Source organism: Streptomyces sp. NPDC059477, assembly GCF_042749375.1.
GTDB lineage: Bacteria > Actinomycetota > Actinomycetes > Streptomycetales > Streptomycetaceae > Streptomyces.
This window is the reverse complement of sequence record NZ_JBHYUG010000075.1, coordinates 16333-39255: the sequence shown is the minus strand read 5'-3', so window position 1 is coordinate 39255 and position 22923 is coordinate 16333. Positions and strand designations below refer to the sequence as shown.

The 22923-nt window shown below is 72.3% G+C and carries 20 protein-coding genes, 1 tRNA gene and 1 riboswitch; of the genes, 12 read left to right on the top strand and 9 right to left on the bottom strand.

The genetic code is table 11. From position 1 onward, the window contains the following. Positions 1-714: 714 nt before the first annotated feature. Complete coding sequence (locus ACFXAZ_RS29335) at positions 715-2007, bottom strand: NAD(P)-binding domain-containing protein (RefSeq protein ID WP_384597294.1); 1293 nt, start codon at positions 2005-2007, stop codon at positions 715-717. Positions 2008-2203: 196 nt separating this feature from the next. Between ACFXAZ_RS29335 and ACFXAZ_RS29330 the strand changes: the two genes are divergently transcribed. After that, positions 2204-2566, top strand: coding sequence for an ArsR/SmtB family transcription factor (locus tag ACFXAZ_RS29330; RefSeq protein WP_384597302.1), 363 nt, complete (start codon positions 2204-2206; stop codon positions 2564-2566). 160 nt (positions 2567-2726) lie between these two features. Here ACFXAZ_RS29330 and arsB read toward each other — a convergent pair whose 3' ends face one another. Continuing rightward, positions 2727-3854 (bottom strand): ACR3 family arsenite efflux transporter, encoded by a 1128-nt coding sequence (gene arsB / locus ACFXAZ_RS29325; protein ID WP_384597292.1) that lies wholly within the window; start codon positions 3852-3854, stop codon positions 2727-2729. Then, on the bottom strand, positions 3851-4159 hold the full coding sequence (locus tag ACFXAZ_RS29320; protein WP_384597290.1) for an ArsR/SmtB family transcription factor: 309 nt from the start codon (positions 4157-4159) through the stop codon (positions 3851-3853). Before ACFXAZ_RS29320 ends, arsB begins: the two co-directional genes overlap by 4 nt. A gap of 236 nt (positions 4160-4395) precedes the next feature. Between ACFXAZ_RS29320 and ACFXAZ_RS29315 the strand changes: the two genes are divergently transcribed. The 7 genes from ACFXAZ_RS29315 (at position 4396) to ACFXAZ_RS29285 (ending at position 11130) form a co-directional block, all read left to right on the top strand. Then, complete coding sequence (locus tag ACFXAZ_RS29315; protein WP_384597288.1) at positions 4396-5085, top strand: low molecular weight phosphatase family protein; 690 nt, start codon at positions 4396-4398, stop codon at positions 5083-5085. A gap of 26 nt (positions 5086-5111) precedes the next feature. Continuing rightward, on the top strand, positions 5112-5540 hold the full coding sequence (locus ACFXAZ_RS29310; protein WP_384597286.1) for an arsenate reductase ArsC: 429 nt from the start codon (positions 5112-5114) through the stop codon (positions 5538-5540). Positions 5541-5819: 279 nt separating this feature from the next. Next, positions 5820-6599, top strand: coding sequence for a GNAT family N-acetyltransferase (locus ACFXAZ_RS29305; protein WP_384597284.1), 780 nt, complete (start codon positions 5820-5822; stop codon positions 6597-6599). Next, positions 6596-7525, top strand: a complete 930-nt coding sequence (locus ACFXAZ_RS29300; RefSeq protein ID WP_384597282.1) for a M15 family metallopeptidase — start codon at positions 6596-6598, stop codon at positions 7523-7525. The genes ACFXAZ_RS29305 and ACFXAZ_RS29300 overlap by 4 nt, the downstream gene beginning before the upstream one ends. 124 nt (positions 7526-7649) lie before the next feature. Further along, entirely contained in the window at positions 7650-8159 is a 510-nt protein-coding gene (locus tag ACFXAZ_RS29295; RefSeq protein WP_384597280.1) for a hypothetical protein, read from the top strand. A gap of 65 nt (positions 8160-8224) precedes the next feature. Then, complete coding sequence (locus tag ACFXAZ_RS29290; RefSeq protein ID WP_384597278.1) at positions 8225-9769, top strand: flotillin family protein; 1545 nt, start codon at positions 8225-8227, stop codon at positions 9767-9769. A gap of 302 nt (positions 9770-10071) precedes the next feature. Then, entirely contained in the window at positions 10072-11130 is a 1059-nt protein-coding gene (locus tag ACFXAZ_RS29285) for a PucR family transcriptional regulator (protein ID WP_384597277.1), read from the top strand. 46 nt (positions 11131-11176) lie between these two features. Here ACFXAZ_RS29285 and ribA read toward each other — a convergent pair whose 3' ends face one another. Together ribA and ACFXAZ_RS29275 are read right to left on the bottom strand one after the other, a co-directional pair. After that, positions 11177-11911, bottom strand: coding sequence for a GTP cyclohydrolase II (gene ribA / locus ACFXAZ_RS29280; protein WP_384597275.1), 735 nt, complete (start codon positions 11909-11911; stop codon positions 11177-11179). 151 nt (positions 11912-12062) lie between these two features. Then, positions 12063-12608, bottom strand: coding sequence for a MarR family winged helix-turn-helix transcriptional regulator (locus ACFXAZ_RS29275; protein ID WP_384597273.1), 546 nt, complete (start codon positions 12606-12608; stop codon positions 12063-12065). A gap of 107 nt (positions 12609-12715) precedes the next feature. On the opposite strand from ACFXAZ_RS29275, the gene ACFXAZ_RS29270 reads away from it, so the two are divergent. From ACFXAZ_RS29270 to ACFXAZ_RS29255, 4 genes are all read left to right on the top strand, one after another. After that, positions 12716-13885, top strand: a complete 1170-nt coding sequence (locus ACFXAZ_RS29270; protein WP_384597271.1) for a dihydrofolate reductase family protein — start codon at positions 12716-12718, stop codon at positions 13883-13885. Between the two features lie 69 nt (positions 13886-13954). Next, positions 13955-14028, top strand: a tRNA-Met gene (locus ACFXAZ_RS29265). 340 nt (positions 14029-14368) lie between these two features. Beyond that, complete coding sequence (locus tag ACFXAZ_RS29260; protein WP_384597269.1) at positions 14369-15529, top strand: PP2C family protein-serine/threonine phosphatase; 1161 nt, start codon at positions 14369-14371, stop codon at positions 15527-15529. Positions 15530-15753: 224 nt separating this feature from the next. Next, positions 15754-15910, top strand: a riboswitch (cyclic di-AMP (ydaO/yuaA leader). Positions 15911-15922: 12 nt separating this feature from the next. Then, on the top strand, positions 15923-16972 hold the full coding sequence (locus ACFXAZ_RS29255; protein WP_384597300.1) for a M23 family metallopeptidase: 1050 nt from the start codon (positions 15923-15925) through the stop codon (positions 16970-16972). Between the two features lie 15 nt (positions 16973-16987). On the opposite strand, the gene ACFXAZ_RS29250 is transcribed toward ACFXAZ_RS29255, so the two are convergent. The 4 genes from ACFXAZ_RS29250 to ACFXAZ_RS29235 all read right to left on the bottom strand — a co-directional run bounded on the left by ACFXAZ_RS29250 (position 16988) and on the right by ACFXAZ_RS29235 (position 22522). Further along, a complete protein-coding gene (locus ACFXAZ_RS29250; RefSeq protein WP_384597267.1) occupies positions 16988-18433 on the bottom strand; it encodes a PrsW family intramembrane metalloprotease in 1446 nt (481 codons plus the stop codon). 49 nt (positions 18434-18482) lie between these two features. Then, positions 18483-19397: a tRNA (guanosine(46)-N7)-methyltransferase TrmB gene (gene trmB, locus ACFXAZ_RS29245; RefSeq protein ID WP_384597298.1), complete on the bottom strand. Its 915-nt coding sequence runs from the start codon at positions 19395-19397 to the stop codon at positions 18483-18485. Between the two features lie 233 nt (positions 19398-19630). Then, the gene (gene lhgO / locus ACFXAZ_RS29240; RefSeq protein WP_384597265.1) at positions 19631-20857 is read right to left on the bottom strand and encodes an L-2-hydroxyglutarate oxidase; all 1227 of its coding nucleotides are present in this window, start codon (positions 20855-20857) and stop codon (positions 19631-19633) included. Positions 20858-21097: 240 nt separating this feature from the next. Then, positions 21098-22522, bottom strand: coding sequence for an MFS transporter (locus ACFXAZ_RS29235; protein ID WP_382682141.1), 1425 nt, complete (start codon positions 22520-22522; stop codon positions 21098-21100). Between the last annotated feature and the right edge of the window lie 401 nt (positions 22523-22923).

The window sequence follows — 22923 nt, the reverse complement described above, 5'->3', positions numbered from 1 at the left end:
ATGTCAACACCTACACAATAAAACCACCCCCCCCCCCCCCCCGGCGCGGCGCCGACCTCCACTTGCCAGGGCCGAGGGCTTGGGCCCACCCACCCCCCCCGCCCGCGCGGGGCCGACGTGGAGACGTACGACCCCGCAACGGTGTACCAGGGACCACCCCCGCACGCGCGGGGCCGACCCGGGCCGGGACGATCGGGGCTTTGTCGGCCTCGGACCACCCCCGCACGCGCGCGGCCGACGGGGATAGTCAGCGACTGCACGAGATATCGCTCGGACCACCCCCGCACGCGCGGGGCCGACGGGAGCACGAACTCCCCGGTCGAGATGGTCGGTGGACCACCCCCGCACGCGCGGGGCCGACTCGACGCCGCCGTCCGTCAGCAGTCCTGCGTACGGACCACCCCCGCACGCGCGGGGCCGACCCTTCGCGACCTGTACGTTTACCCGCGAGGAACCCCATTTTCATTCAGTGGGATCGTCCCGAGACCTCTATCAGGATGCGTCAACAGACGGTGAGGAAGGATAACGGGAGTCAGTCCGCTGCTCCTTGTCGGTGCTGCCGCTGGACTCACCAGCCACCTTGCTGAGCCGAACTTCACGAACGGAGTTGAGGCGTCCCGCTGTTGCCGTGATCCCTCTGGCGTGCTGTGGGAAAGGTACCCCGAGGATGCCGTCCGTCGACTCACACGAAGGGCTGGCTCCGTGCCGGCGGGGTCACCTGGTCCCGGCTGTGGTGCAGCAACCGGCGGGCTGGGTGTCGTACAGGCCCGCGCCGCCGCAGACGCCGGTTTCCGGGAGGGTGAGTTCGACGCGTTGGGCGGCCTCGTGGTCGCCGGCGATTGCGGCGGCGACGGAGCGGACCTGTTCGTGGCCGGTCATGGCCAGGAACGTGGGGGCGCGGCCGTAGGACTTCATGCCGACCAGGTACACGTCCTTCTCGGGGTGGGACAGCTCGTTGACGCCGTGGGGGTGGACGGTGCCGCAGGAGTGGACGTTGGGGTCGATGAGCGGGGCCAGTTCCGCTGGGGCCTGGAGGCGTTCGTCCAGGCCGAGGCGTAGCTCCGACAGGTAGGACAGGTCGGGGCGCAGGCCCGTCAGGACGATGATCTCGTCGACGGGGGCGAGGCGGCGGCCGTTCTCCGAGAGCAGGACGAGTCCGTCGTCGGCGTGTTCCACGGCCTGGGTGCGGAAGCCGGTCACTGCCGACGCGTGGCCGTTCTCGACCGCCGCCTTCGCGCGCAGGCCGAGCGCGCCGCGGGCCGGGAGCCGGTCACTCTCGCCGCCGCCGAAGGTGTTCTCTCCGATGCCGCGGCGCAGGATCCACACCGTGTGGGTGCCGGGTTCGGCCTCTGCCAGGTCGGCCAAGTGGGCCAAGGTGGTGAAGGCCGAGGCTCCGGAGCCGATGACCGCCGTGCGCCTGCCCGCGTGGCGGGCGCGGACCTCCGGGTCGGTCAGGTTCGGGATGCGGTACGAGATGTGGGCGGTCGCCGCCCGCTCGCCCAGGGCGGGGAGGCCGTCCGCGCCCATCGGGCCGGGGAGGGAGCAGGTGCCGGACGCGTCGATCACGGCTCGCGCGGTGATCCGGGCCTCGCCGCCGTCGGATGAGGTGGTGTGCACGGTGAAGGGCTGGGCGTCGCGGTCGGCGTCCACGATCCGGTCCCGGCCGGCGCGGGCTACGCCGGTCACGGTGGTGCCGTAGCGGACCCTGTCGCCGAGGGCGTCGGCCAGCGGCTGGAGGTAGTGCTCGGCCCAGTCGCCGCCGGTGGGGTAGGTGGTGGGGTCGGGGCGGTTCCAGCCCGTGGGGGCGAGGAGCTTCTCGGCGGCCGTGTCGGTGATCTCCGCCCACGGTGAGAAGAGCCGTACGTGCGCCCAGCCGCGTACCGCCGTGCCCGCCGAGGGGCCCGACTCCAGGACCAGCGGTTCGATTCCGTGGTGTACGAGGTGGGCCGCGGCGGCCAGACCGATGGGACCGGCGCCGATGACGACGACGGGGGGCGGTGCGTTCACGGGGGTCCCCTTCGATGCGATGGCTCATCCATTGCTGATTCGATGAGTGTCTATGTCTCGTGAGGGGTCCAGCGTGGCATTTGATTCGATGGGCGTCAATGTAGTGAGGGGTGGGTCGGGTTCCGGGTGCTTGTCGTCGCTGTCTCTGTTCTGGCGTGCCTGGTTTGAGTTGTGTCAACATCGATGTGTGTCGAATATGGAGGCGTTTTCGCTGGTCGAGGCCGGAGAGGCCGATGCCGTGGCGGCCTGCTGCCCGCCGTTGAGTTCGAGGCCGTTCTCCGCCGAGGAGGCCGAGACGGCCGCGCGGATGTTCAAGGCGCTCGGGGACCCGGTGCGGCTGCGGTTGTTCTCCGCCGTCGCCTCCCATGAGGGGGGCGAGGCGTGCGTGTGTGACATCTCCGATGTGGGGGTTTCCCAGCCGACCGTCTCCCACCATCTGAAGAAGCTCAAGGAAGCCGGGCTGCTCAGTTCCGAGCGGCGGGGTACGTGGGTGTACTACCGGGTCGAGCCGTCCGTGCTCGCCGCCATGGGTACGTTGCTGATGCCCGCCTCCGGCTGAATCGGATCGCGGGAGGCCGTGGACCCGGTGGGTCAGGTCAGTCAGTGTCTGGGCGGCGGCGTGGAGAGCGCCGACCGTTGTGGCCCACGGGCCCAGCCCCAGGCCCGCCCCAGTTCCCAGTCCGGCGCCACATCCCCGGGGCTGCCCAGCGCGTCCGCTGCTACTGCGGCGAAGCCCCCCGACCGGCTGCGGTGAACCTTCCCCGCCACGCGAGGGAGACATACACCAGCCCGATCAGGACCGGGACCTCGATCAGCGGGCCCACGACGCCGGACAGGGCCTGGCCCGAGGTGACGCCGAAGGTGGCGATGGCGACCGCGATGGCCAGCTCGAAGTTGTTGCCGGCGGCCGTGAAGGCGAGGGTCGCGGTGCGGTCGTAGGCCAGGCCGATGACCTTGCCGAGGGCGAAGGTGCCGAACCACATCAGCGCGAAGTAGACCAGCAGGGGGAGCGCGATCCGGGCGACGTCCAGTGGTTGGGAGGTGATCGTCCTTCCTTGCAGGGCGAAGAGGATGACGATGGTGAAGAGGAGGCCGTACAGCGCCCAGGGGCCGATCTTCGGGAGGAAGCCGGATTCGTACGCGTCGCGGCCGAGTCTCTTCTCGCCGACGCGGCGGGTGAGGAATCCGGCGAGGAGGGGGACGCCGAGGAAGATGACCACGTTCAGGGCGATCTTCCCCATCGAGATGTCGAGGTGCTCGCCGTCGCCGAGGCCGAGCCAGCCGGGGAGCAGGTCGAGGTAGAACCAGCCCAGCACACCGAACGCCAGGACCTGGAAGACGGAGTTCAGGGCGACCAGGACCGCCGCCGCCTCCCGGTCGCCGCACGCCAGGTCGTTCCAGATGATGACCATGGCGATGCAGCGGGCCAGGCCGACGATGATCAGGCCGGTGCGGTACTCGGGCAGGTCCGGCAGGAAGATCCAGGCCAGGGCGAACATCAGCGCCGGGCCCGCGATCCAGTTGACGAGCAGGGAGGAGACCATCAGCTTGCGGTCGCCGGTGACGGCGTCGAGCCGGTCGTAGCGGACCTTCGCCAGGACCGGATACATCATCACCAGCAGGCCGGCGGCGATCGGGACGGAGATCCCGCCGATCTCGACCTTCGCGAGGGCGTCGTTGAGGCCGGGGACCGCGCGTCCCAGGCCGAGGCCGAGGGCCATGGCGAGCAGGATCCAGGCGGCGAGGTAGCGGTCGAGGGTCGACAGCTTCGCGGCGATCGGCGTCTGCGGGGTGGACGTCCGCGGGGTGGACTGCGCGGTGGTCGCGGGCGCCTCGGCGTCGCTCACCGGCAGGCCCGCTTGCTGCCCGCGGCCTTGCGCGCGGACTCCGCCAGCTCGGCGAACTGGCCCGCGAGCTGGGCCAGGACGTCCGGGCGGAGCTTGTAGTACGTGTACCGGCCGCACGGTTCGGTGTCCACGACCCCGGCGTCGCGCAGCACCTTCAGGTGGTTGGAGAGGTTCGTCTGCCGTGCGCCGGTCTCCTCGACCAGGTGCGTGGTGCAGAGCGTCTCCTTGGCGAGGAGGGTGACGATCCGGAGGCGGAGCGGGTCGGCCAGAACCCGCAACAGATCAGTGTCGACTGACGTCAGCATGAGCTGATACTTTCACATCGGCCGCCGAGGCTGAGAGCCAGCCCCGAGCTGACACCGGTCGGCCCCGAGCTGACACCGGCCGGCCCCGAGCTGATGTCGGCCCCGAGCTGACACCAGCACGCCCCGAGCTGGTACCGGCCCCAAGCCGATGTCAGTCCAAGCCGATGTCAATCCAGGGGCTGATTCCTGGGACCCGTACCCGGCCCCCGCCGGGACCGCAGCCTGAAAGGGCCTCCGTGACCACGTCCCCGCTCCCGGATCTCCCCGCTCTTCCCCCTCTTCCCACTCCTCCCGATCTCCCCGCCCTGCCCGCCCTGCCCGACCACCGCCTGGCCCCCGCCCTCGCCCGCCTGGCCCTGCGCCACCCTGGACACTTCTCGCCGGAGACCATCCAGCGCCTGGTCACCGACTCCTACCACCGTCTCGCCGAACACGCCCGCGTCCGCGCCCACCTCGCCCTGCTGACCGAGCAGCTGGCCGCCGAACGCCTCGACGCCCTCGCCCACACCGAGGGCGCACCCGGCACCGGCCTGCCGCGCGTGCTGTTCGTGTGCGGGCACAACACGGGCCGCTCGCAGCTGGCCGCCGCCCTTCTCGCCCACCGGGCCGCAGGCCAGGTCGTGGTCTCCTCGGCGGGCACGGAACCCGGCCCCGACATCGAGCCCGTCGTCGCCCTGGTCCTGACCGAGGCCGGTATCGACGTGTCGGACGCGTTCCCCAAGCCGCTCACCGACGAGGTCGTACGGGCCGCCGGCGTCGTCATCACCATGGGCTGCGGCGACGCCTGCCCCGTGCTGCCGGACCGCCATCACCTGGACTGGCCGGTCGCCGACCTCAAGGCCGCTCCCATCGCCGTCGTACGTGCCGTCCGGGACGACATCGACGCCCGTATCACCCAGCTCCTCGCGTCGCTGCCGCCCAACTGACCCCCCTGTCACGGAAGAAGTTCTCGATGCCCGACCCCGTCAGCCCCCTCGCGTCCGTCCTGTTCGTCTGCGTCCACAACGCCGGCCGCTCCCAGATGGCCGCCGGATTCCTCACCCACCTCGCCGGTGACCGCGTCGAGGTCCGCTCCGCCGGTTCCCTGCCCGGCGACCGGGTCAACCCCGCCGCCGTCGCAGCCATGAAGGAACTCGGCATCGACATCTCCGAGGCCAGGCCGAAGATCCTCACCGCCGACGCCGTCCAGGCGTCCGACTACGTCATCACCATGGGCTGTGGCGACGCCTGCCCGGTCTTCCCCGGCCGGACGTACCTCGACTGGGCGCTGGAGGACCCGGCGGGCAGGGGCGTCGAGGCCGTCCGTCCGATCCGCGACGAGATCAGGGCACGCGTCGAGGACCTGGTCGCCGGGATCGACGCCGGGCGGAAGCGGCGGTAGCGGCGGTAGCAGCGATGACCGGCGGTGGCGGAGGTGGCGGAGGTGGCGGAGGTGGCGGAGGTGGCGGGCGGTGGCGGGCGGGGGCGGGCGGTCGGGTCACCGGTCGGCTGTCCCCCGGCCAGGGCAGCTCCCCCACCCGACCACCAAGGAATTCAAAAGAATATCGGCACCGGCGCCGCCCTCCTGACCGGCCACGATCCGCCCGAAACGGATCACCGACAGCTGGCACACAGCGGGGTTTTACCTTGATTTTCTACTCCTGGTAGCAAATTTGCCGCCGTGGATACCGACCGAAACGCCCTCGCCGCGTCGAGCCCTGGCCTGTCCGTCCAAGGGCCCGCCGGCCGCGTTCCGCCGCCGCGCACCCCCGGCCAGGGCCACCCGAGCAGCTGCGCCCTGCGCCCCATGGCGGCGGAGGACCTGGCGTTCGTGGTCGACGAACACCTGGTGCACTTCCCCGACGGATTCTTCGCCCGGCTCGGGCGCCCCTATCTGACGGCCTACACCCGCACCTATCTGACGAGCCGTCACGCACGCGCGTACGTCGCCGAGTCCGACGGCGTGGCGGTCGGCTTCCTCGTCGGCGTGACCGACCCGGTGGCGCACCGCAGACATGTCCTGGACGAGCACGGCAGAGGGCTCGCCCTGCGCGCCTGCGCCGCACTGTCGGTACGACCCCGTCTCACCCTGCACTTCGTCCGTACCCGGCTGGGGCGTTACGCCCGCAAACTCCTGCCCCGCGTGCGCGAGCCGCGCCCGGCGCCCGCGCCCGGCATATCCGGTGCCGGCGTCAGCGCCGTGCTCGCCCATGTCGTCGTCAGCACCCACATCCGTTCGTACGGCCTCGGCTCGGCGCTCGTCCAGCACTTCGTCCAGGACGCGGAGGCGGCCGGCTGCGCCCGTGTCTGCCTGGTCACCACCGCGGGGCCGGGCGGCGCGGGCCCCTACTACGAGCGGCTCGGCTGGCTCCGTACCGACGAACACCGCACGCCCGAGGGCCGGCTCATGCTGACGTACGAGTTCCCCCTCCGACATCGCCAACGAGGAACAGCACCGTGATCCGCCCCGCCCATCGCTCCGCCCTCAGCCATGACCGTGGCCATGTCCGTGGCCATGTCCGTGGCCGTGGCCATGACCGTGGCCGTGTCCGTGGCCATGCCCGCCGCTCCGCCCCGCTCGCCCTGGTGGCCCTCCTGCTGGCCACCGCCTGCACCACCACCTCGGACAACCGGTCCGGCGCCCCCGAGGCCACCCCCTCCGCCCCCTCCCCTTCACCTACCTCCAGCAGCCCGTCCCCCACCCCCACCCCGACCCCCTCTGCCACTCCCACCCTCACCCCCACTCCCACTCCCACCCAGCCCCTCGCCCCCACCGCCGATGCCGTCGTGGCGGAAGTCCCCGGCGAGCAGTGGGAGGAGATGCGGGACGCCGGGATGGTGCGGGAGGGGTGTCCGGTGACCTCGCCCGATCAGTTGCGGCGGGTGGAGGTCAACTACCACGGGTTCGACGGGGAGATCCACCGCGGGGTGCTGGTGGTCAACGAGGACACCGCCGAGAGCGTCGCCCGGATCTTCACGGAGATCTTCGACGCGGAGTTCCCGATCCGCAGCATGCGGCCGATGGAGGAGTACGACGGCGACAACACCGCGAGCCTCGCCGCCGACAACACGGCCGCCTTCAACTGCCGTACGCCGGACCAGATCAACGCGCCCCCCGCCGAGTCACCGCACGCCAATGGCCGGGCCATCGACATCAACCCCCTGGAGAACCCCTGGAAGGACCTGCGCTGCGACTGCTGGCAGCCCAGTGCCGAGTTCCAGGCCCGCACCGAGGGCGACGGCAAGATCCTCGAAGGGGGGCCGGTCTGGCGGGCGTTCGACGACGAGGGCTGGGTCTGGCAGGACATCGACGTACCGGACTACATGCACTTCGACACCGGCTATCCGTCGCGGCCCTACTCCGCCCCGGGCACCCCGGCACCGTGAGCGCCGGAACAAGGCACTAGGGACGCGTAAAGATTGCCGGATTCAGGCAATGTCTGAGCATGACGAACCGTGTCAAGATTCCGTCAAGACGGAGATCAGCGGCGGGCGGGACGGGGGTGCGCGGATGGCCTGGTTTCTAGGAATCGGCATAGCGGGGGTCGCGCTGCTCGCCCTGTCGCTGATCTTCGACGGGGTGCTGGAGGGGGTGCTCGACGGGGCCTTGGGGGGCGGCCTCGACGGGTGGCTGTCGTTGCCGGTCGTCGCCGGGTTCCTGGCGATGACCGGCTTCGGCGGGGTCATCGCGCAGGAGGCGTTCGGGCTCGGTCCCGTGGCCGCGACCTGCGTGGGGGCGGTGCTGGGGGGCGGCACCGGATGGCTGACCTATCGGTTCGGCCGGGCGCTGATGCGCGACCGGACGGCCGTGGCACCCACGGGGGAGGACCTGATCGGTACGTCCGGCAGTGTGGTCACGGCCATTCCGGCGGACGGGTTCGGCGAGGTGCTGCTGCGGCTCGCCGGCCAACCGGTCAAGTTCGCGGCCCGCAGCGCCGTGCCGGTGGCCCGGGGGACCGAGGTCTGGGTCGAGGCGACGCCCTCGGCGACCTCGGTCCTGGTCCGGCCGGTCACCCGCTGAAGCGTCCTTGCTCCTCTCTCCCCACCTGTGCTTTCCACGTCGTTCCATTCGCCGGGGGTGCTGCCATGAGTCCTGTCCTTGTCGCCGTAGCCGGAGTCGTCGTACTCCTTGTGCTGCTGGCCCTTGTCGTCGTCAGCCGGTACAAAGTCGCCGGGCCCAGCGAGGCGTTCATCGTCACCGGGCGGCGCGGCAAGAAGTCCACCGATCCCGAGACCGGGCGGGTGTTCACGGACAACAGCGGCCAGAAGGTCGTGGTCGGCGGCGGGGTGTTCGTCGTGCCGTTCGTGCAGCAGAAGTTCACGCTCGACCTGTCGTCGCGGCACATCCCGGTCGCCGTGCGCGGGGCGGTCACCCTGCGCGGGGTGAAGGCCAACCTGGACGGGGTCGCCATCGTCAAGGTCGGCGGCACCGAGGACTCGATACGGGCCGCCGCCCAGCGGTTCCTGATGCAGCAGGACGGCATCGTCGGGTTTACCCAGGAGGTGCTGTCGGGCGCGCTGCGGGCGATCGTGGGGCGGATGTCGGTCGAGGACGTCATCCGGGACCGGGCCGCCTTCGCGGGGCAGGTCGCCGAGGAGGCCGAGGCGAGTCTGTCGGGGCAGGGGCTGGTGCTCGACGCCTTCCAGATCCAGGACATCACCACCGAGGGGTCGTACCTGGAGGACCTCGGGCGGCCCGAGGCGGCCCGTGCCAGGCAGGAGGCCGACATCGCCGAGGCGGTCGCCCGGCGGGCCGCCGAGCAGGCGCGACTCAAGGCCGAGGAGGAGATCGCGGTCGCGCAGCGGACCTTCTACCTCAGGCAGGCCGAGATCAAGGCGCAGACCGACGAGGCCGCCGCCCGCGCCGCAGCCGCCGGTCCGCTGGCCGAGGCCGCCCGGCAGCAGGAGATCCTCGCCGAGCAGGAGAAGGTCGCCGAGCACCAGGCCGCGCTCACCGACCGCCAGCTCGACACCCAGGTCCGTAAGCCCGCCGACGCCCAGCGGTACGCCGCCGAGCAGGAGTCCGAGGCCAAGCGGGTCGCCCGGGTCAAGCAGGCCGAGGCGGAGCGGGCCGCCGCGCTCGCCGCCGCGCAGGCCGAGGCCGAGCGGGCCCGGCTGACCGGTGAGGGCGAGAAGCAGCGGCGTACCGCGCTGGCCGAGGCGGAGGCCATGGAGGGCCTCAAGCAGGGTGAGGCCGAGCGGTCCCGGCGTGCGGCGATCGCGGAGGCGGTACGGCTGGAGGGTGACGCCGACGCGGCGGCCATCGCGGCCAAGGGGGCCGCCGAGGCCGAGGCCATGCAGAAGAAGGCCGAGGCGTTCGGGCGGTACGGCGAGGCGGCCGTGCTCCAGATGCTGGTCGAGGTGCTGCCCGAGGTCGTGGCCAAGGCGTCCGAGCCGCTGAGCGCCGTGGACAAGATGACCGTCATCTCCACGGACGGGGCGAGCCAGCTCTCCCGGACCGTCGCCGACAACGTGGCCCAGGGCGTCGAACTCCTCGGTGCCACCACGGGCGTCGACCTTCCCGCGCTGCTGAAGAGCCTTATCGGGCGGGGGAGCGGTCCCGAGGGTCCTGACGGCCCCAACGGCATCGACGTCGCGGGCGGCAACGGGAAGATCGAGATCGCCGGCTGAGCCACGGCGTCTCCGTCCCTCCGCCCCTCCGCTCCTCCCGCTCCTCCCGCCCCTCCCGTCCCGCTTCCGGCCCCCGCCATGCCCTAGCCCAGGCCCTAGCCCCCGACTTCCAGAATCCGGCAAAATCGATGCGTCACCGGTCCCACCCCTTCCATCCGGGGCAGGCACCGGTGGCGCATCGGTCGTTCGGTAAGCCATTCGGAGAGTCACCCGGGGAGTCATCCGGAGACTCATCCGGAGAGTCACCCGGGGAGCCGCTCGGCGAACCGTTCAGGAAATCACTCAGAGAGGGAAACGAAGCCGTGGCCGAGACCGGGGACGACGATCACCTGGCCGGATACGCCGAGATCGTCCGCGACGCCGGGGCCACCGGGCGCCGGCTCACCCGCGCCGAGCTGGAGTCGCTGCGGGCCCAGGGGGAGCGGGCCGCCGAGGCCGGACACGGGCTGCGGACGCAGGTCCGCCGGCATCTGGCCGCGGCGCGGGCGATCTGGCCCACCCTGCCGTTCTCCGGCAGCGAACACGCCCTCGCGGTCGTCGAGCACGCCATCGACGCCTTCGCCGAGGGACACGAACGCGCGCAGAAGCTCGCCGTACGCCGGGAGGAGGCCGCCCGGCGCGAGTTCATCGACGACCTGCTGTACGGCCGCAGCGATGTCGGCCGGATCATCGAGCGCGCCGAACGCTTCGGGCTGCTGCTCTCGCACGCCCACGCGGTCGCCGTCGCCCAGGCCGCGACCCCGGTCGACGACACCCATCCGGCCACCCGGCAGATCGAGCAGGTGCTGTTCGCGCGGTTCGGCGAACGGCGGATACTGCTCGCCACCAAGGACGGGCGGCTGATCTGCATCGTCCCCGGCGACCAGGACGAGATCCTCGCCTTCTTCGCCAAGCAGGCGCACGCCGCCACCGAGGGCGGCCAGGTCGCCATCGGCCGGGCGCACCCCGGCGCCGGTGGCGTCGCCCACTCCTACGAGGAGGCACTCAACGCCCTCGACCTGGCGGCCCGCCTCCACCTGGGGGAACCCGTGCTGCGCGCCGCCGACCTGCTGGTCTACCCGGTGCTCACCCGCGACCGGCAGGCGATGACCGACCTGGTGCGCAACACCCTCGGCCCGCTGCGGGAGGCCCGGGGCGGTGCCAAGCCCCTGGTCGACACCCTCACCGCCTACTTCGACTCAGGCTGCGTCGCCGCGGAGGCGGCCCGGCGGCTCAGCCTGAGCGTGCGCGCGCTGACCTACCGGCTCGACCGCATCCACAAGCTCACCGGCACCAACCCCGCCGACCCCATGCACCGCTACACCCTCCAGACCGCGGTGATCGGTGCCCGGCTGCTCGGCTGGCCCGAGATCGAGGTGTGAGCGCCCCCCGCCCAACGCCTCGCTCCCCTCCCTCCGCTCACTCCCCTCACCCCGCCGTCCGCTCCGTCAGCTGGCCCAGCGGCAGGGTGTGGCTCGTCCGGAGCACCTTCGCCCGCAGATACCGGACGTTGTGGGCCGTGCTGAAGACCCCCGTCGGGACGCGGTCATGGATCGTGACCCCGAGGCCCCGGAGCTGCTCGGCCTTGTCCGGATTGTTGGACAGCAGATCAAGACCGGTGATACCGAGGGCGCCCAGCATCTGGGCCGCCACCGTGTAGTCGCGGGCGTCCTCCGGGAGGTCGAGGGCCGCGTTGGCCTCGTACGTGTCCAGGCCCTGGTCCTGGAGGGCGTACGCGTCGAGCTTGTTGTAGAGACCGATGCCCCGGCCCTCCTGGCGGAGGTAGAGCAGGACGCCGCCGCGCTCGGCGATGCGCTCGACGGCCTCGCGGAGCTGCGGGCCGCAATCGCAGCGGGCGGAGCCGAGGACATCGCCGGTCAGGCACTCGGAGTGCAGCCGCACCAGGGGCGTCGCGCCGGGCGCGGGGGTGCCGAGGACGACGGCGAGGTGTTCGCCCCCGTCCGTCAGCCCGTGGAAGGTGACCAACTCGGCGTCGACGCCGTACCCGTCCCCGAAACGGAGCGGAACACGGACGCGGGTACGGATGGCGGCGGCGGGGGCCGAGCCGCCCTCCACCGGACCGCCCTCGACCGAGCCACCCTCCACCGGGCCACCCTCCACCGAGCCGCCCTCGACCGGGCTGTCTGCTGAGCTGTCGGACATACGAGTCTCCGAGCGGTGCGCGTCGCTGCTGACTGCTTCAGATTTGAAGCAGTTCATCGGACGAACGCGACCATACGTCACACTTGAAAGTTGAAGCAACCCGATTTACGGCAATGTGCGGGCACCACAAGAGGAGCGATCGACGGATGCCTCAAGAGCAGGGCGACGACCGCCGCAACCACGGCAGATCCCCACCCGCCCCACCCGTACCCTGACCCGCATCCCCGCCCCCGCCCCCGGGCCCCGCCCCCTCCAGCCCCCGCGTGACCACAGTGAAGATCTCCTCCAACTGCCCCACCTGCTCCGGAGTGAGCCGGTCGAACAGCGCCGCCCGGACCGTCTCCACATGACTCGGCGCGATCCGCTCCAGCAGAGCCATCCCCGCGTCCGTGAGCGCGGCGATGCTGCCGCGCCGGTCCCCGGGACAGTCCTCGCGCCGGACCAGCCCGTCCCGCTCCAGCCGCGTGACGGCGTACGTCAGCCGGCTGCGGGTGATCTTCAGCCGCCCGGCGAGGTCGGTCATCCGCAGCCGGCGGTCCTCGGCCTCGGAGAGGTGGGCCAGGATGGAGTAGTACAGATGCGGCATACCGGCCTCCTGCTGGAGCTGCCGGTCGAGCGCGTCCTCCAGAAGCAGAGCGCCCCCCACGTACGCACGCCAGGCGCGCTGTTCCTCCGGGGTGAGCCAGCGAGTCGTCATGGCGCCAGTGTAGTTTTGCTTAAAACTTGAATCAAATGTGCACCACAAATGCGCACCACAAATGCGAAATGCGAACCACACACCACATGTGAACCAGAGGGAAGCCCATGCCCCACCCCCACGTCCTCCTCTCCGCCGCCGTCTCCCTCGACGGCTACCTGGACGACACCGGCCCCGACCGCCTGCTGCTCTCCGGCCCGGCCGACTTCGACCGGGTGGACGAGGTACGGGCGTCCGTCGACGCGATCCTGATCGGCGCCGGCACGATCCGCGCCGACAACCCCCGGCTGCTCGTGAACTCCCCCGAGCGCCGCGCCGCCCGGATCGCCGCCGGACGGCCCGCGTACCCGCTCAAGGTCACCGTCAGCGGCTCGGGCGACCTCGACCCCACCGCCAGGTTCTGGCACACCGGCGGCGCCAAGCTCCTCTACACCACGGACAAGGGCGCCGAACGCGCCCGAACGAACGGCCTGCCCACCCCCACCCCCGACACCACCCCCACCCCCGACACCGCCACCGAGATCGTCCCCCTGGGCCCCGACCTCGACTGGCACACCCTCCTCACCCACCTCCACGACCGGCACGGCGTCCGGCGGCTCATGGTCGAGGGCGGCGGAACGGTCCACACCCAGCTCCTCACCCAGGGCCTCGCCGACGAACTCCACCTCGTCCTCGCCCCGCTGTTCGTCGGCGACCCGGCCGCTCCCCGCCTCTTCGGTCCGGGCGGCTACCCGCCCGGCCGGCTGCGGCTGCTGGAATCCCGGCGGATCGAGGACGTCGTCCTCATGCGCTACGAGCCCACCGCCCCCGGCCCGGCCGAGGTCCCGTTCGCCGCCGACCGGCACTGGCTCCGGCTGGCCTGCGCCCTGGCGGCGGACTGCCCGCCCTCGCGGACCGCGTTCAGCGTGGGCGCGGTCGTCGTCGCCGCGGACGGCACCGAACTGGCCCGGGGCCACTCCCGCGAGGGCGCCGACCCCGTCGTACACGCCGAGGAGGCGGCCCTCGCGAAGATCGACCCCGCCGAACCACGCCTGCCCGGCGCGACCGTCTACTCCAGCCTGGAACCCTGCGCACACCGCGCGTCCCGGCCCCGCCCCTGCGCCCGGCTGATCCTGGACGCGGGCGTCCGCCGCGTGGTGACCGCGTGGCGCGAGCCGGACACCTTCGTCACAGCCGCCGACGGCACCGGCCTGCTGACCACGTCCGGCGCCACGGTCGTCGTACTCCCGGAGTACGAGCACCAGGCCAAGTCCCCGAACACCCACCTGCTGGGCTGAGCAGGACCCCCGTCCGCATACCTGTGTGCAGCACGTCCATTCCATGGCGTATGCTGGTGAACACAACGACGCGGGGTGGAGCAGCTCGGTAGCTCGCTGGGCTCATAACCCAGAGGTCGCAGGTTCAAATCCTGTCCCCGCTACTCAAGGCTCAGGGCCGGAATCCGGATCACGGATTCCGGCCCTGAGTGTTTTCCCGACCAACGGGTCCCCCCCCGTCCCACCCATCCCTCCATCCCCTCCCGTCTCCCCCCGTCCCCCACTTGGACCCCCACCCACCCCCACCCCCCGGCCGGTCGTCGTGTCATCCGGTCGGCCGCCCCGGCTCGCCGGGCCGCCCCGCTGCGGCAACCCTGGACCAAGGAGGCCGGGCCGGGACCGGCGAGGATCTGCGGCGGGAGACGAGGCGGGAGACGCGTGGTGGGGCCGGGTGAGGCGCAGGGTGAGGGGCCGTACACCGGGCCACCGGGGAGCGCGGCGGGCATGCAAGGGCCGCAGTCGCCGCAGTCGCCGCAGGGGCGGCCGGAGCGGTCGGGGAGCGTCTCCTACGCACGCCCGTTCGTACGGCTGCTGCCGGTCCTGCTGATCGTCGGCGGCGCGCTGTACGAGTACGTGACCCCGAAACAGTTCACCGGCGTGCCGTTCTTCACGGCCGCGCCCCTGGTCGCCGCGCCGCTGTTCGGGCGGCGCTACACCGTGCTGACCGGGATCGCGGCGGTGCTGGTGCTGTTCGTGGTGCATTTCGGGGTGGACCAGCCGTTCGCGGCGGAGACGATCACCGAGGTCGTCACGGTGGCGACCGTCGCGGTGCTGGCCGTGCTGATCAACACGCTGGTGCGGCGCAGCAGCGCCCGGCTGGCCTCCGCCCGGGAGATCGCCGAGGCCGCGCAGCGCGCGGTGCTGCCGGAACCCGACGAGCGGATCGGCGGTTTCGAGATCGCCGCCCGCTACGAGGCCGCGCAGGCGGGCGCGTTCATCGGCGGCGATCTGTACGCGGTGCAGGACACCCCGCACGGCGTCCGGCTGGTGCTCGGGGACGTGCGCGGCAAGGGCATGGGCGCGGTGGCCGCCGTGGCCGTGCTGATCGGGGCGTTCCGCGAGGCCGCCGAGCAGGAGGCGACGCTGGAGGCGGTCGCCGCGCGGCTGGAGCGGGCGCTGGCCCGCGAGGGCACCCGGCGGGACGGGCTCGACGCCTTCGAGGGGTTCACCACCGCCGTGCTCGCCGAGATCCCGCACGGCCACGGGATCGTACGGATGGTCAACCGCGGCCACCCCGGGCCGCTGCTGCTGTACGCCGACGGCACGCTGTGCGCGCTGTCCGCCGACGAGCCCGCGCTGCCGCTGGGGATGGGGGATCTGGGCAGCTGGCCGGACCGGGCGCAGGAGGCGGAGTTCCCGGGCGGGGCCACGCTGCTGCTGTTCACCGACGGGCTGTCGGAGGCGCGGGACGGGCACGGGACGTTCTTCGAACCGGAGGAGCGGCTGGCGGGGCGGCTCTTCGGCGGGCCGGAGGAACTGGTGGCGGCCCTGGCCGAAGAGGTGCGTGGACATGCCGGGGGCTGGATGACGGACGACATGGCGCTGCTCGCGGTCCGGCGGCCGGGTCCGGCGTACGACCGGCCGGAGCTCGGTCACGGTGGGTAAGTGAGTGACTGCCCTCCGCATAACATCTGAGTCACCGTCAGAAATTGGCACTGCCCGAACGGCCCTGATGAGGCGGTCGACTCGCCCGATTTTCGCCGCTCATAGCCTGTACGTCCGGCGTAAGAGCGTTAAAGATCAAGTGGAAGCGCTTGGAAATCACCCCTGGGTTCTATTACTGTCCGATAACGCAGCGCGGTCGTCCCAGCCGTCACAAGAGTCGGCTCCGTGCTCAAGCGCCGAATTCCGCGAGGGAACCGGGGAACCACCAACTTGGGGTGAATCGGGCGTACGTCGCCATGGAGACATGGCTGATTGACGCGCGTAGGAGACCTTCCTCTCCGAACCCGTCAGCTAACCCGGTAGGCGATGAGGGAAGGAAAGGAGTACGCCTACGTGGCGTCCAACCGGCCTGCTCCAGGGGCCCCGTTCGTGCCCGCCCAGCGCACCGACGACACCGTCGTCTACGGCGGCCCCCGCACCGATGAGGGCCCGTGGGAGGAATGGAACCCCACCGCGGAGACCGTCCGCCCGGTCCGTGGCGGCCGGCATCGCGTCGCCAAGCAGCGCGGCGGACTCGCCCGCGGCGGACTGGCCCGCAGCTCCACGGTCCTCGGCGTCGGTGTCATAGCCGCCGTCGGCGCGGGCGGCATGGCCACCGCGCAGACCGGCAAGCCGCCGGTCGCCATCTCCCTGCCCGACCTCGCCACCTTCACGGACGACGGCGAGGACACCGCCGAGCCGGCCACCGCGATCGAGGCCACCCCGCTCAGCAGCCTCGGCGTCACCCCGGCCGACAGCGAGCAGGGCACCACCGACGCCGGTGAGGCGCTGCGCGCCCGGATCATGGCGCAGGCCGAGAGCCAGCAGGAGCAGCTCGACACCAAGGCCACCGAGGCGCTCCTGGCCGCCGCCGAGAAGGAGGCCGCCGAGGCCGCCGAGAAGGCGGAGCAGGAAGCCCGCGAGAAGGCCGCCGCCGAGAAGAAGAAGGCGGAGGAGGAAGCCGCGCGCAAGGCCGAGGAAGAGCGCCTCGCCGAGCTGGCAAGGCAGTTCGCGCTGCCGACCTCCTCGTACACCCTCACCTCGACCTACGGCCAGGCCGGCTCGCTGTGGTCCTCCGGCTACCACACCGGCCTCGACTTCGCCGCCCCCACCGGCACCCTCATCAAGGCCGTCCACTCCGGCACCATCACCCAGGCCGGCTGGGACGGTTCGTACGGCTACAAGACCGTGCTCACCCTCGATGACGGCACCGAGATCTGGTACGCGCACCAGTCCTCGATCAGCGTCAGCGTCGGCCAGCAGGTCACCACCGGCGATGTCATCGGACGGGTCGGCGCCACCGGCAATGTCACCGGGGCCCATCTGCACCTGGAGGTGCACACCGGGTCGGGTGGCGGCGTGGACCCGCTGGCCTGGCTGCGCGGCAAGGGCCTCAATCCCTGACGGCCCGCCTCGGCCTCAGGTGCGGTAAGGGTTGTGGTGGTACGCGGGGTGCGGTGTGACGGAAGCGCCGGGGCCCGGGTGACCGGTGCCGTGGCCGCCGTCGTGGCCGGTCCCGTAGCCGGTGCCGTAGCCGGTCCCGTATCCGCTGCCGTACCCGCCGCTCGGGTACGGCGGCCAGGGCGGGACCGGGGGCGGCGGGGCCGTGGCGTGGGCCGCGTGGGCCAGGGCCGGGGCCGCGAGGTCCCGGCGGCGCCACAGCTCGCCGAGCAGCTCCCGCTCGCGGGATACGAAGTCGGCGCGGGCCCGGCCCCGGCTGCCCCGCCGGCGCAGCACCGCGAGCGAGGTGGCGTACGCCTCGTACTCGGCCACCGCACGGGCCGCTTTTCTGCCGAGCCGGCGTCCGGCGTACTCGCGGGCGAGACGGCGGGCCCGCATCGAGCCGAGCGCGTAGGGCTCGGCGGGGGAGAACCAGCCGGTGGTGACATACGCGGGCAACTCCTCGCGCACCACCCGCAGCTCCCGCTGCCGGGTCCAGATCACCAGCCAGGTCAGCAGCGCGAACGCGGGGACCATGAAGGCGCCGTACACGGCGAAGAAGCCGTAGTCGCCGAAGGACGCGGAGCCGTTCCAGAACGCGTGCACGCCCATCGCGAGCAGCAGCCCGGACAGCGGCAGCAGCACCCGCCGCACCCGCTGGCGCTCCCCGGCCACCGCCGCGAGGCCGAAGCCGATGCCGGTGAGCACGGTGAACAGCGGATGCGCGAACGGCGACATGACGACGCGTACGAAGAAGGTGGCGACGGTGACCGAGGCGAGCCCGGCGTCGCCGCTGGACTGGTCGGTGCCGAAGGCGTTGCCGAGGTAGAGGATGTTCTCGGTGAAGGCGAAGCCGGTCGCGGTGATCCCGGCGATCACCACGCCGTCGACGATCCCGGTGAAGTCCCGTCTGCGGAACAGGAAGAGCAGCAGGATCGCGGCGCCCTTCGCGGACTCCTCGACCACCGGCGCTATCACCGTCGCCCCTAAGGTGTCCGCGCCGGCCGGGTCGGCGGTCGCGGTGGCTATCCACCGGGTCGCGAAGCTGTTGGCGACGATCGCTATCAGCGCCGCCGCGCAGGCCCCCCAGGCGAAGGCGAACACGACATTCCGCCAGGGGCCCGGCTCGACCCGGTCCAGCCAGCGGAACGCGCCGATCAGCAGCGGCACCGGCAGCACGGCCAGTCCCAGGCCCACCAGAAAGCCCTCGGTGCCGGTCTCCTGACGGACCAGCGCGAGGATGACCAGCCCCGACAGCGCGAGCAGGATGGCCAGCGAGCCGTGCCGCACCCGGCGCCAGGCGGTGGGGTGGGCCTGCGCGGCGCGCGTGTACCGGTAGCTCCAGCGCCGCCACCACCGCACCTGCCGGGGCGGGTCGGCGGGCGGACCGCAGGGATGGGTCGGGTACGGGGAATCGCTGGCCACGGCATCGACCCTAACGAGAGGGCGCACCGCCCGCGACGGTGCCCGGTGCTCAGCCGGCGTGGGGCCGCCGGGTCGCCGAACGGTCCAGGTGGTGCTGGTGGAAGGGGTTTTGCGCAGGGTTCTGGGCGGGGGTTCGGGCAGGGGTGTTGGCGGGGGCGTGGGCCGGGTTCCGGGCGGGGTTGTGGGCGGGGTTCTGGGCATGTTCCCCGTGCGGTACGCGGCGGAACATCACGTCGTTCACCACATGGCCCTTGTCCAGCCCCTGCCCCTCGAAGCGGGTGAGCGGGCGGAAACCGGGGCGGGGCGCGAAACCGCCGTCGGCCCGGGTGTTCACGAAGTCGGGGTGTGCCGTGAGGACTTCCAGCATCTGCTCGGCGTACGGCTCCCAGTCGGTGGCGCAGTGCAGCAGCGCGCCGGGCCGCAGCCGGGTCGCGGCGAGGTCGAGGAACTCGGGCTGGATCAGCCGCCGCTTGTGGTGCCGCTTCTTGGGCCAGGGGTCGGGGAAGTAGACGCGCAGCCCGTCGAGGGAGTCGGGGGCGAGCATCTCGCGCAGCAGGATGATGGCGTCGCCGTTGCCGACCCGGACGTTGGTGAGTCCGTCCTGGTCGGCGAGGTTGAGCAGATTGCCCTGGCCGGGGGTGTGGACGTCCACGGCGAGGATGTTGGTGTCCGGGTCGGCGGCGGCCATCCGCGCGGTCGCCTCGCCCATCCCGAACCCGATCTCCAGCACGACGGGCCGGGCGTTGCCGAACATCTCCGCCAGGTCGAGGACGCGCTGTCCGTCGATGTCCAGCCCCCACCCGGGCCACAGCCGCTGGAGCGCGTCCGCCTGCCCGGCGGTCACCCGGCTGCGCCGGGGCTGGAAGCTGCGGATCCGCCGCTCGAAGTGCGACCCGGCGGGATCGGCCTGGGGCCCGTCCGGGAACCGGGGCTCCCCTTTGGCCCGGGTGTGCCGGACGGGCACGCCGGGGTGGTGCGGCGGGTCCGGGTCCGGGTGCGGGTCCGGCGCGGGCCGCGCCTCTTGCCGGGCCTGCGGGTCCCGGGTGGGCCGGGAGGTTTCTGGGGAGAGGGGCGAGTCAGACACAGTGGGTCGATTTTACGTCGGGGGGCGGGCCGGGTCTCCACCCCTGCGCCGACCCGCCCGGCGCCCTCGCAGGCCGCTGGAGGCCCGCCCACCACCACTGGCCGCCCCGCGCCTCACAGGTCCCCCGGCGTCGAGAGCGCCGACAGGGCGCGCCGGGCCACCTCCCGCCCGATCGGCAGCGAGGCGGTGGCGGCCGGGGAGGGGGCGTTGAGGACATGGACGGCCCGGGGCGCCTCCTTGATCAGGAAGTCGTCGACGAGGGACCCGTCCCGCAGCACGGCCTGCGCGCGCACCCCGGCCGGCGCGGGCACCAGATCGTCCTCCCGTACGACGGGCAGCAGCCGGCGCACGGCTGCCGTGAACGCCCCCTTCGACAGCGAGCGCCGCAGCTCACCGCCGCCGTACCGCCAGTGCTGCCGGGCCAGCTGCCATGACCCGGGCCAGCTCACGGTCGTGGCGATCTCGCGGGGCCGTACGACACCCCACCGGTACCCCTCGCGGGCGAGGGCGGGGACGGCGTTGGGGCCGATGTGGACGCCGCCGTCGATCCCCCGGGTGAGATGGACGCCGAGGAACGGGAACGCCGGGTCGGGCACCGGATACACCAGTCCGCGCACCAGACCGGGCCGCGCCAGCTCGTAGTACTCGCCCCGGAACGGCACGATCCGCATCTCCGGGTCGTCGCCGGTCAGCCGGGCGATCTCGTCGCAGTACAGCCCCGCGCAGTTCACCAGCACCCGGCCGCGCACGATGTCCCCGGCGCGGGTACGCACGGCCACGCCCCGCTCCGGGCGCCGGTCGACGCGGACGACCTCCTGGCCGTACCGGATCTCCGCGCCGGACGCCTCGCCCAGGCGGCGGGCGACGCCCACGAAGTCGCAGATGCCGGTGGTGCCGACGTGTATGGCGGCGAGGCCGCGCACCTCGGGCTCGTACTCGGCGATCTGGGCGGCGCCCAGCTCGCGCACCGGGATGCCGTTCTCCCGGCCGCGCTGTACCAGGGCGTGCAGGCGGGGCAGCTCGGCGCGGTCGGTGGCGACGATCAGTTTGCCGGTGACGGCGTGCGCGATGCCGTACTCGGCGCAGAACTTCACCATCTCGGCGGCGCCGCGCACCGCGTACCGCGCCTTGAGGGAGCCCGGCCGGTAGTAGATCCCGCTGTGGATGACCCCGCTGTTGTGCCCCGTCTGGTGCCGGGCGGGCCCCGGCTCCTTCTCCAGCACGGTCACCCGGGTACCGGGCGCGGCACGGCTGATCGCGTACGCCGTGGACAGCCCGACGATCCCCCCACCGACGACGAGCACATCACAGTCGTACACACCACCTCGCACCTGCACCACCTCCCACCTAGATAGTGCACTGCGCCACTGACACCCCCTTCAAACACACCGGCCCCGCCCCAGTGGAACCACGGCCCGGGGCCACGGGCGATCGCCGTATCACCGCACCCCGCCAGGGCCGCAGGCGATCGCCGGATCACCCCACGCCGCCAGGGGCGCGGGGAACTGCGCGAGAACCCCCCACGGCGGTCAGCCCGAGAACCACCCCAGCCAGGCAGACGCCCCCGACAACGAGAACCCCTACGCCGGCGCCATCAGCAACGGCCGGGCCCGCTCCCGCAACTCCACCACCCGAGGCTCATCCCCATACGCCTCAAGCCTGTGCAACAAATCCCGCACGTACTCCGTCGTCCGCGCGGACGAGATCCGCCCCGCCACCTCGACCGCCCGCACCCCCTGCTCGCACGCCGCGTCAAGATTCCCCGACTCCAGCTCGGCCACCGCCGACACCACCAGCCGTAAACCGTGCGACCGCACGAACTCCTCCGTGGGCTGGGACAGCGCCTGCTCGGTGAACCTCCGCACCTGACGCGGCGCCTTCAGATCCCGGTAGCACTCGGCCGCGTCCGCCGCGAAACGGTCGTAGGAGTAGAACCCCAGCCACGACGGATCGTGATCACCCTCACGCGACCGCTCCAGCCACCCCTCCGCCGCCTTCAGCGCCGCCCCCGCCGCCTGGGCGTCCCCCGCGCGGGCGTGCGCGCGTGCCTCGACGAGCCGGAAGAAGCTCATGGTGCGGGCGGTGGCGAGCCCCCGGTTGCGCTCCAGCGCGGCCTGCGCGAGGTCCACCCCCTCGTCACCGAAGCCGCGATAGGTCGCCTGCAACGACATCGACGCCAGCACATAGCCGCCCAGCGGGACGTCCGCCGCCGCGCGGGCGAGCCGCAGCGCCTGGATGTAGTACCGCTGGGCCGCCTCCTGCTGGCCGGTGTCGAAGGCCATCCAGCCCGCGAGCCGGGTGAGTTCGGCGGCGGCGCCGAACAGGGCGCGGCCGACCTCGTCGGAGTACGAGCCGAGCAGCAGCGGGGCCGCCTCCACGCGCAGGCACTCCGGCACCATCGACGAACGCCAGTCGCCGCCTCCGTACTTGGAGTCCCAGCGCCTGGCGTCCTCCGCTGCCTCGCGCAGCTTGCGCACATCGCTGTGGCCGACTTTGAGCGGTGCGCCGGAGCCCTCGGAGAGGTGTGCGTCGCGCGCGACCGAACTGTCGGCCGGGGTTATCAGCCACCGCGAGGCGGGCGTTGCGTATGCGCTCACCGCGAAGGAGCCGGCCAGCGACTGCCAGATGCCGCCGGATCCGGCCCGGCGTCCGGCGAGGTCGAGGCGGTACAGCTCGGTCGCCGAGCGCACGGCCTGGCCGACGTCGCGCGGGAAGGCGAGGCCGACCTCGGGCGCGGGGTCGGCGTCGGCGAGCCCGATCTCGTGCAGCGGCACCGGGCGGCCGAGTTTCTGTCCGATGGCGGCGGCGATCAGGTGCGGCGCCGCGCCCTGCGGCACCATGCCCTTGGAGACCCAGCGCGCCACCGAGGTCTTGTCGTAGCGAAGCGTCAACCCGCGTTGCGCCCCGAGGTCGTTGACGCGTCGCGCGAGACCTGCGTTGCTGATGCCCGCGAGGGCGAGAACGGCGCCGAGTTTGTCGTTCGGCCCGCGTTGCTCCCTGGACATTGCGCCACCCCTCGACACATCCGGCTGCCGCTCTGGCATAGGCACGCGGCATTCGTAAACCCAGCGTAGTTCGCCGCATCCCAAGCGTTAAGGGGCCTTTTTCCGGATGGCGGGATTGTGGTCCGTACGGAAGTGCGGGCCGAGCACGGTGCGTTGCGGCGTGCTCCCGGTGTGTGGCCGTGCGCCTGTCCGTGCGCTCTTCTCCGGCCATCGGGGGAGCGGTTCCATGGCTCTGCGTGGGTCGGCCCGCTGTACTGGACCAGTGGGCTGGGGGACACCGCCGCCTTCATCCCCGCGGGCGGCGGAAGGGTCCGGGGGGCGCACCGCCGCCTCCCGGACCGGGGGCCCCCCCGCGGGGGGGCGCGTACCACCGGGTGGGGGGGAAAAACCCGGCCAGCGTG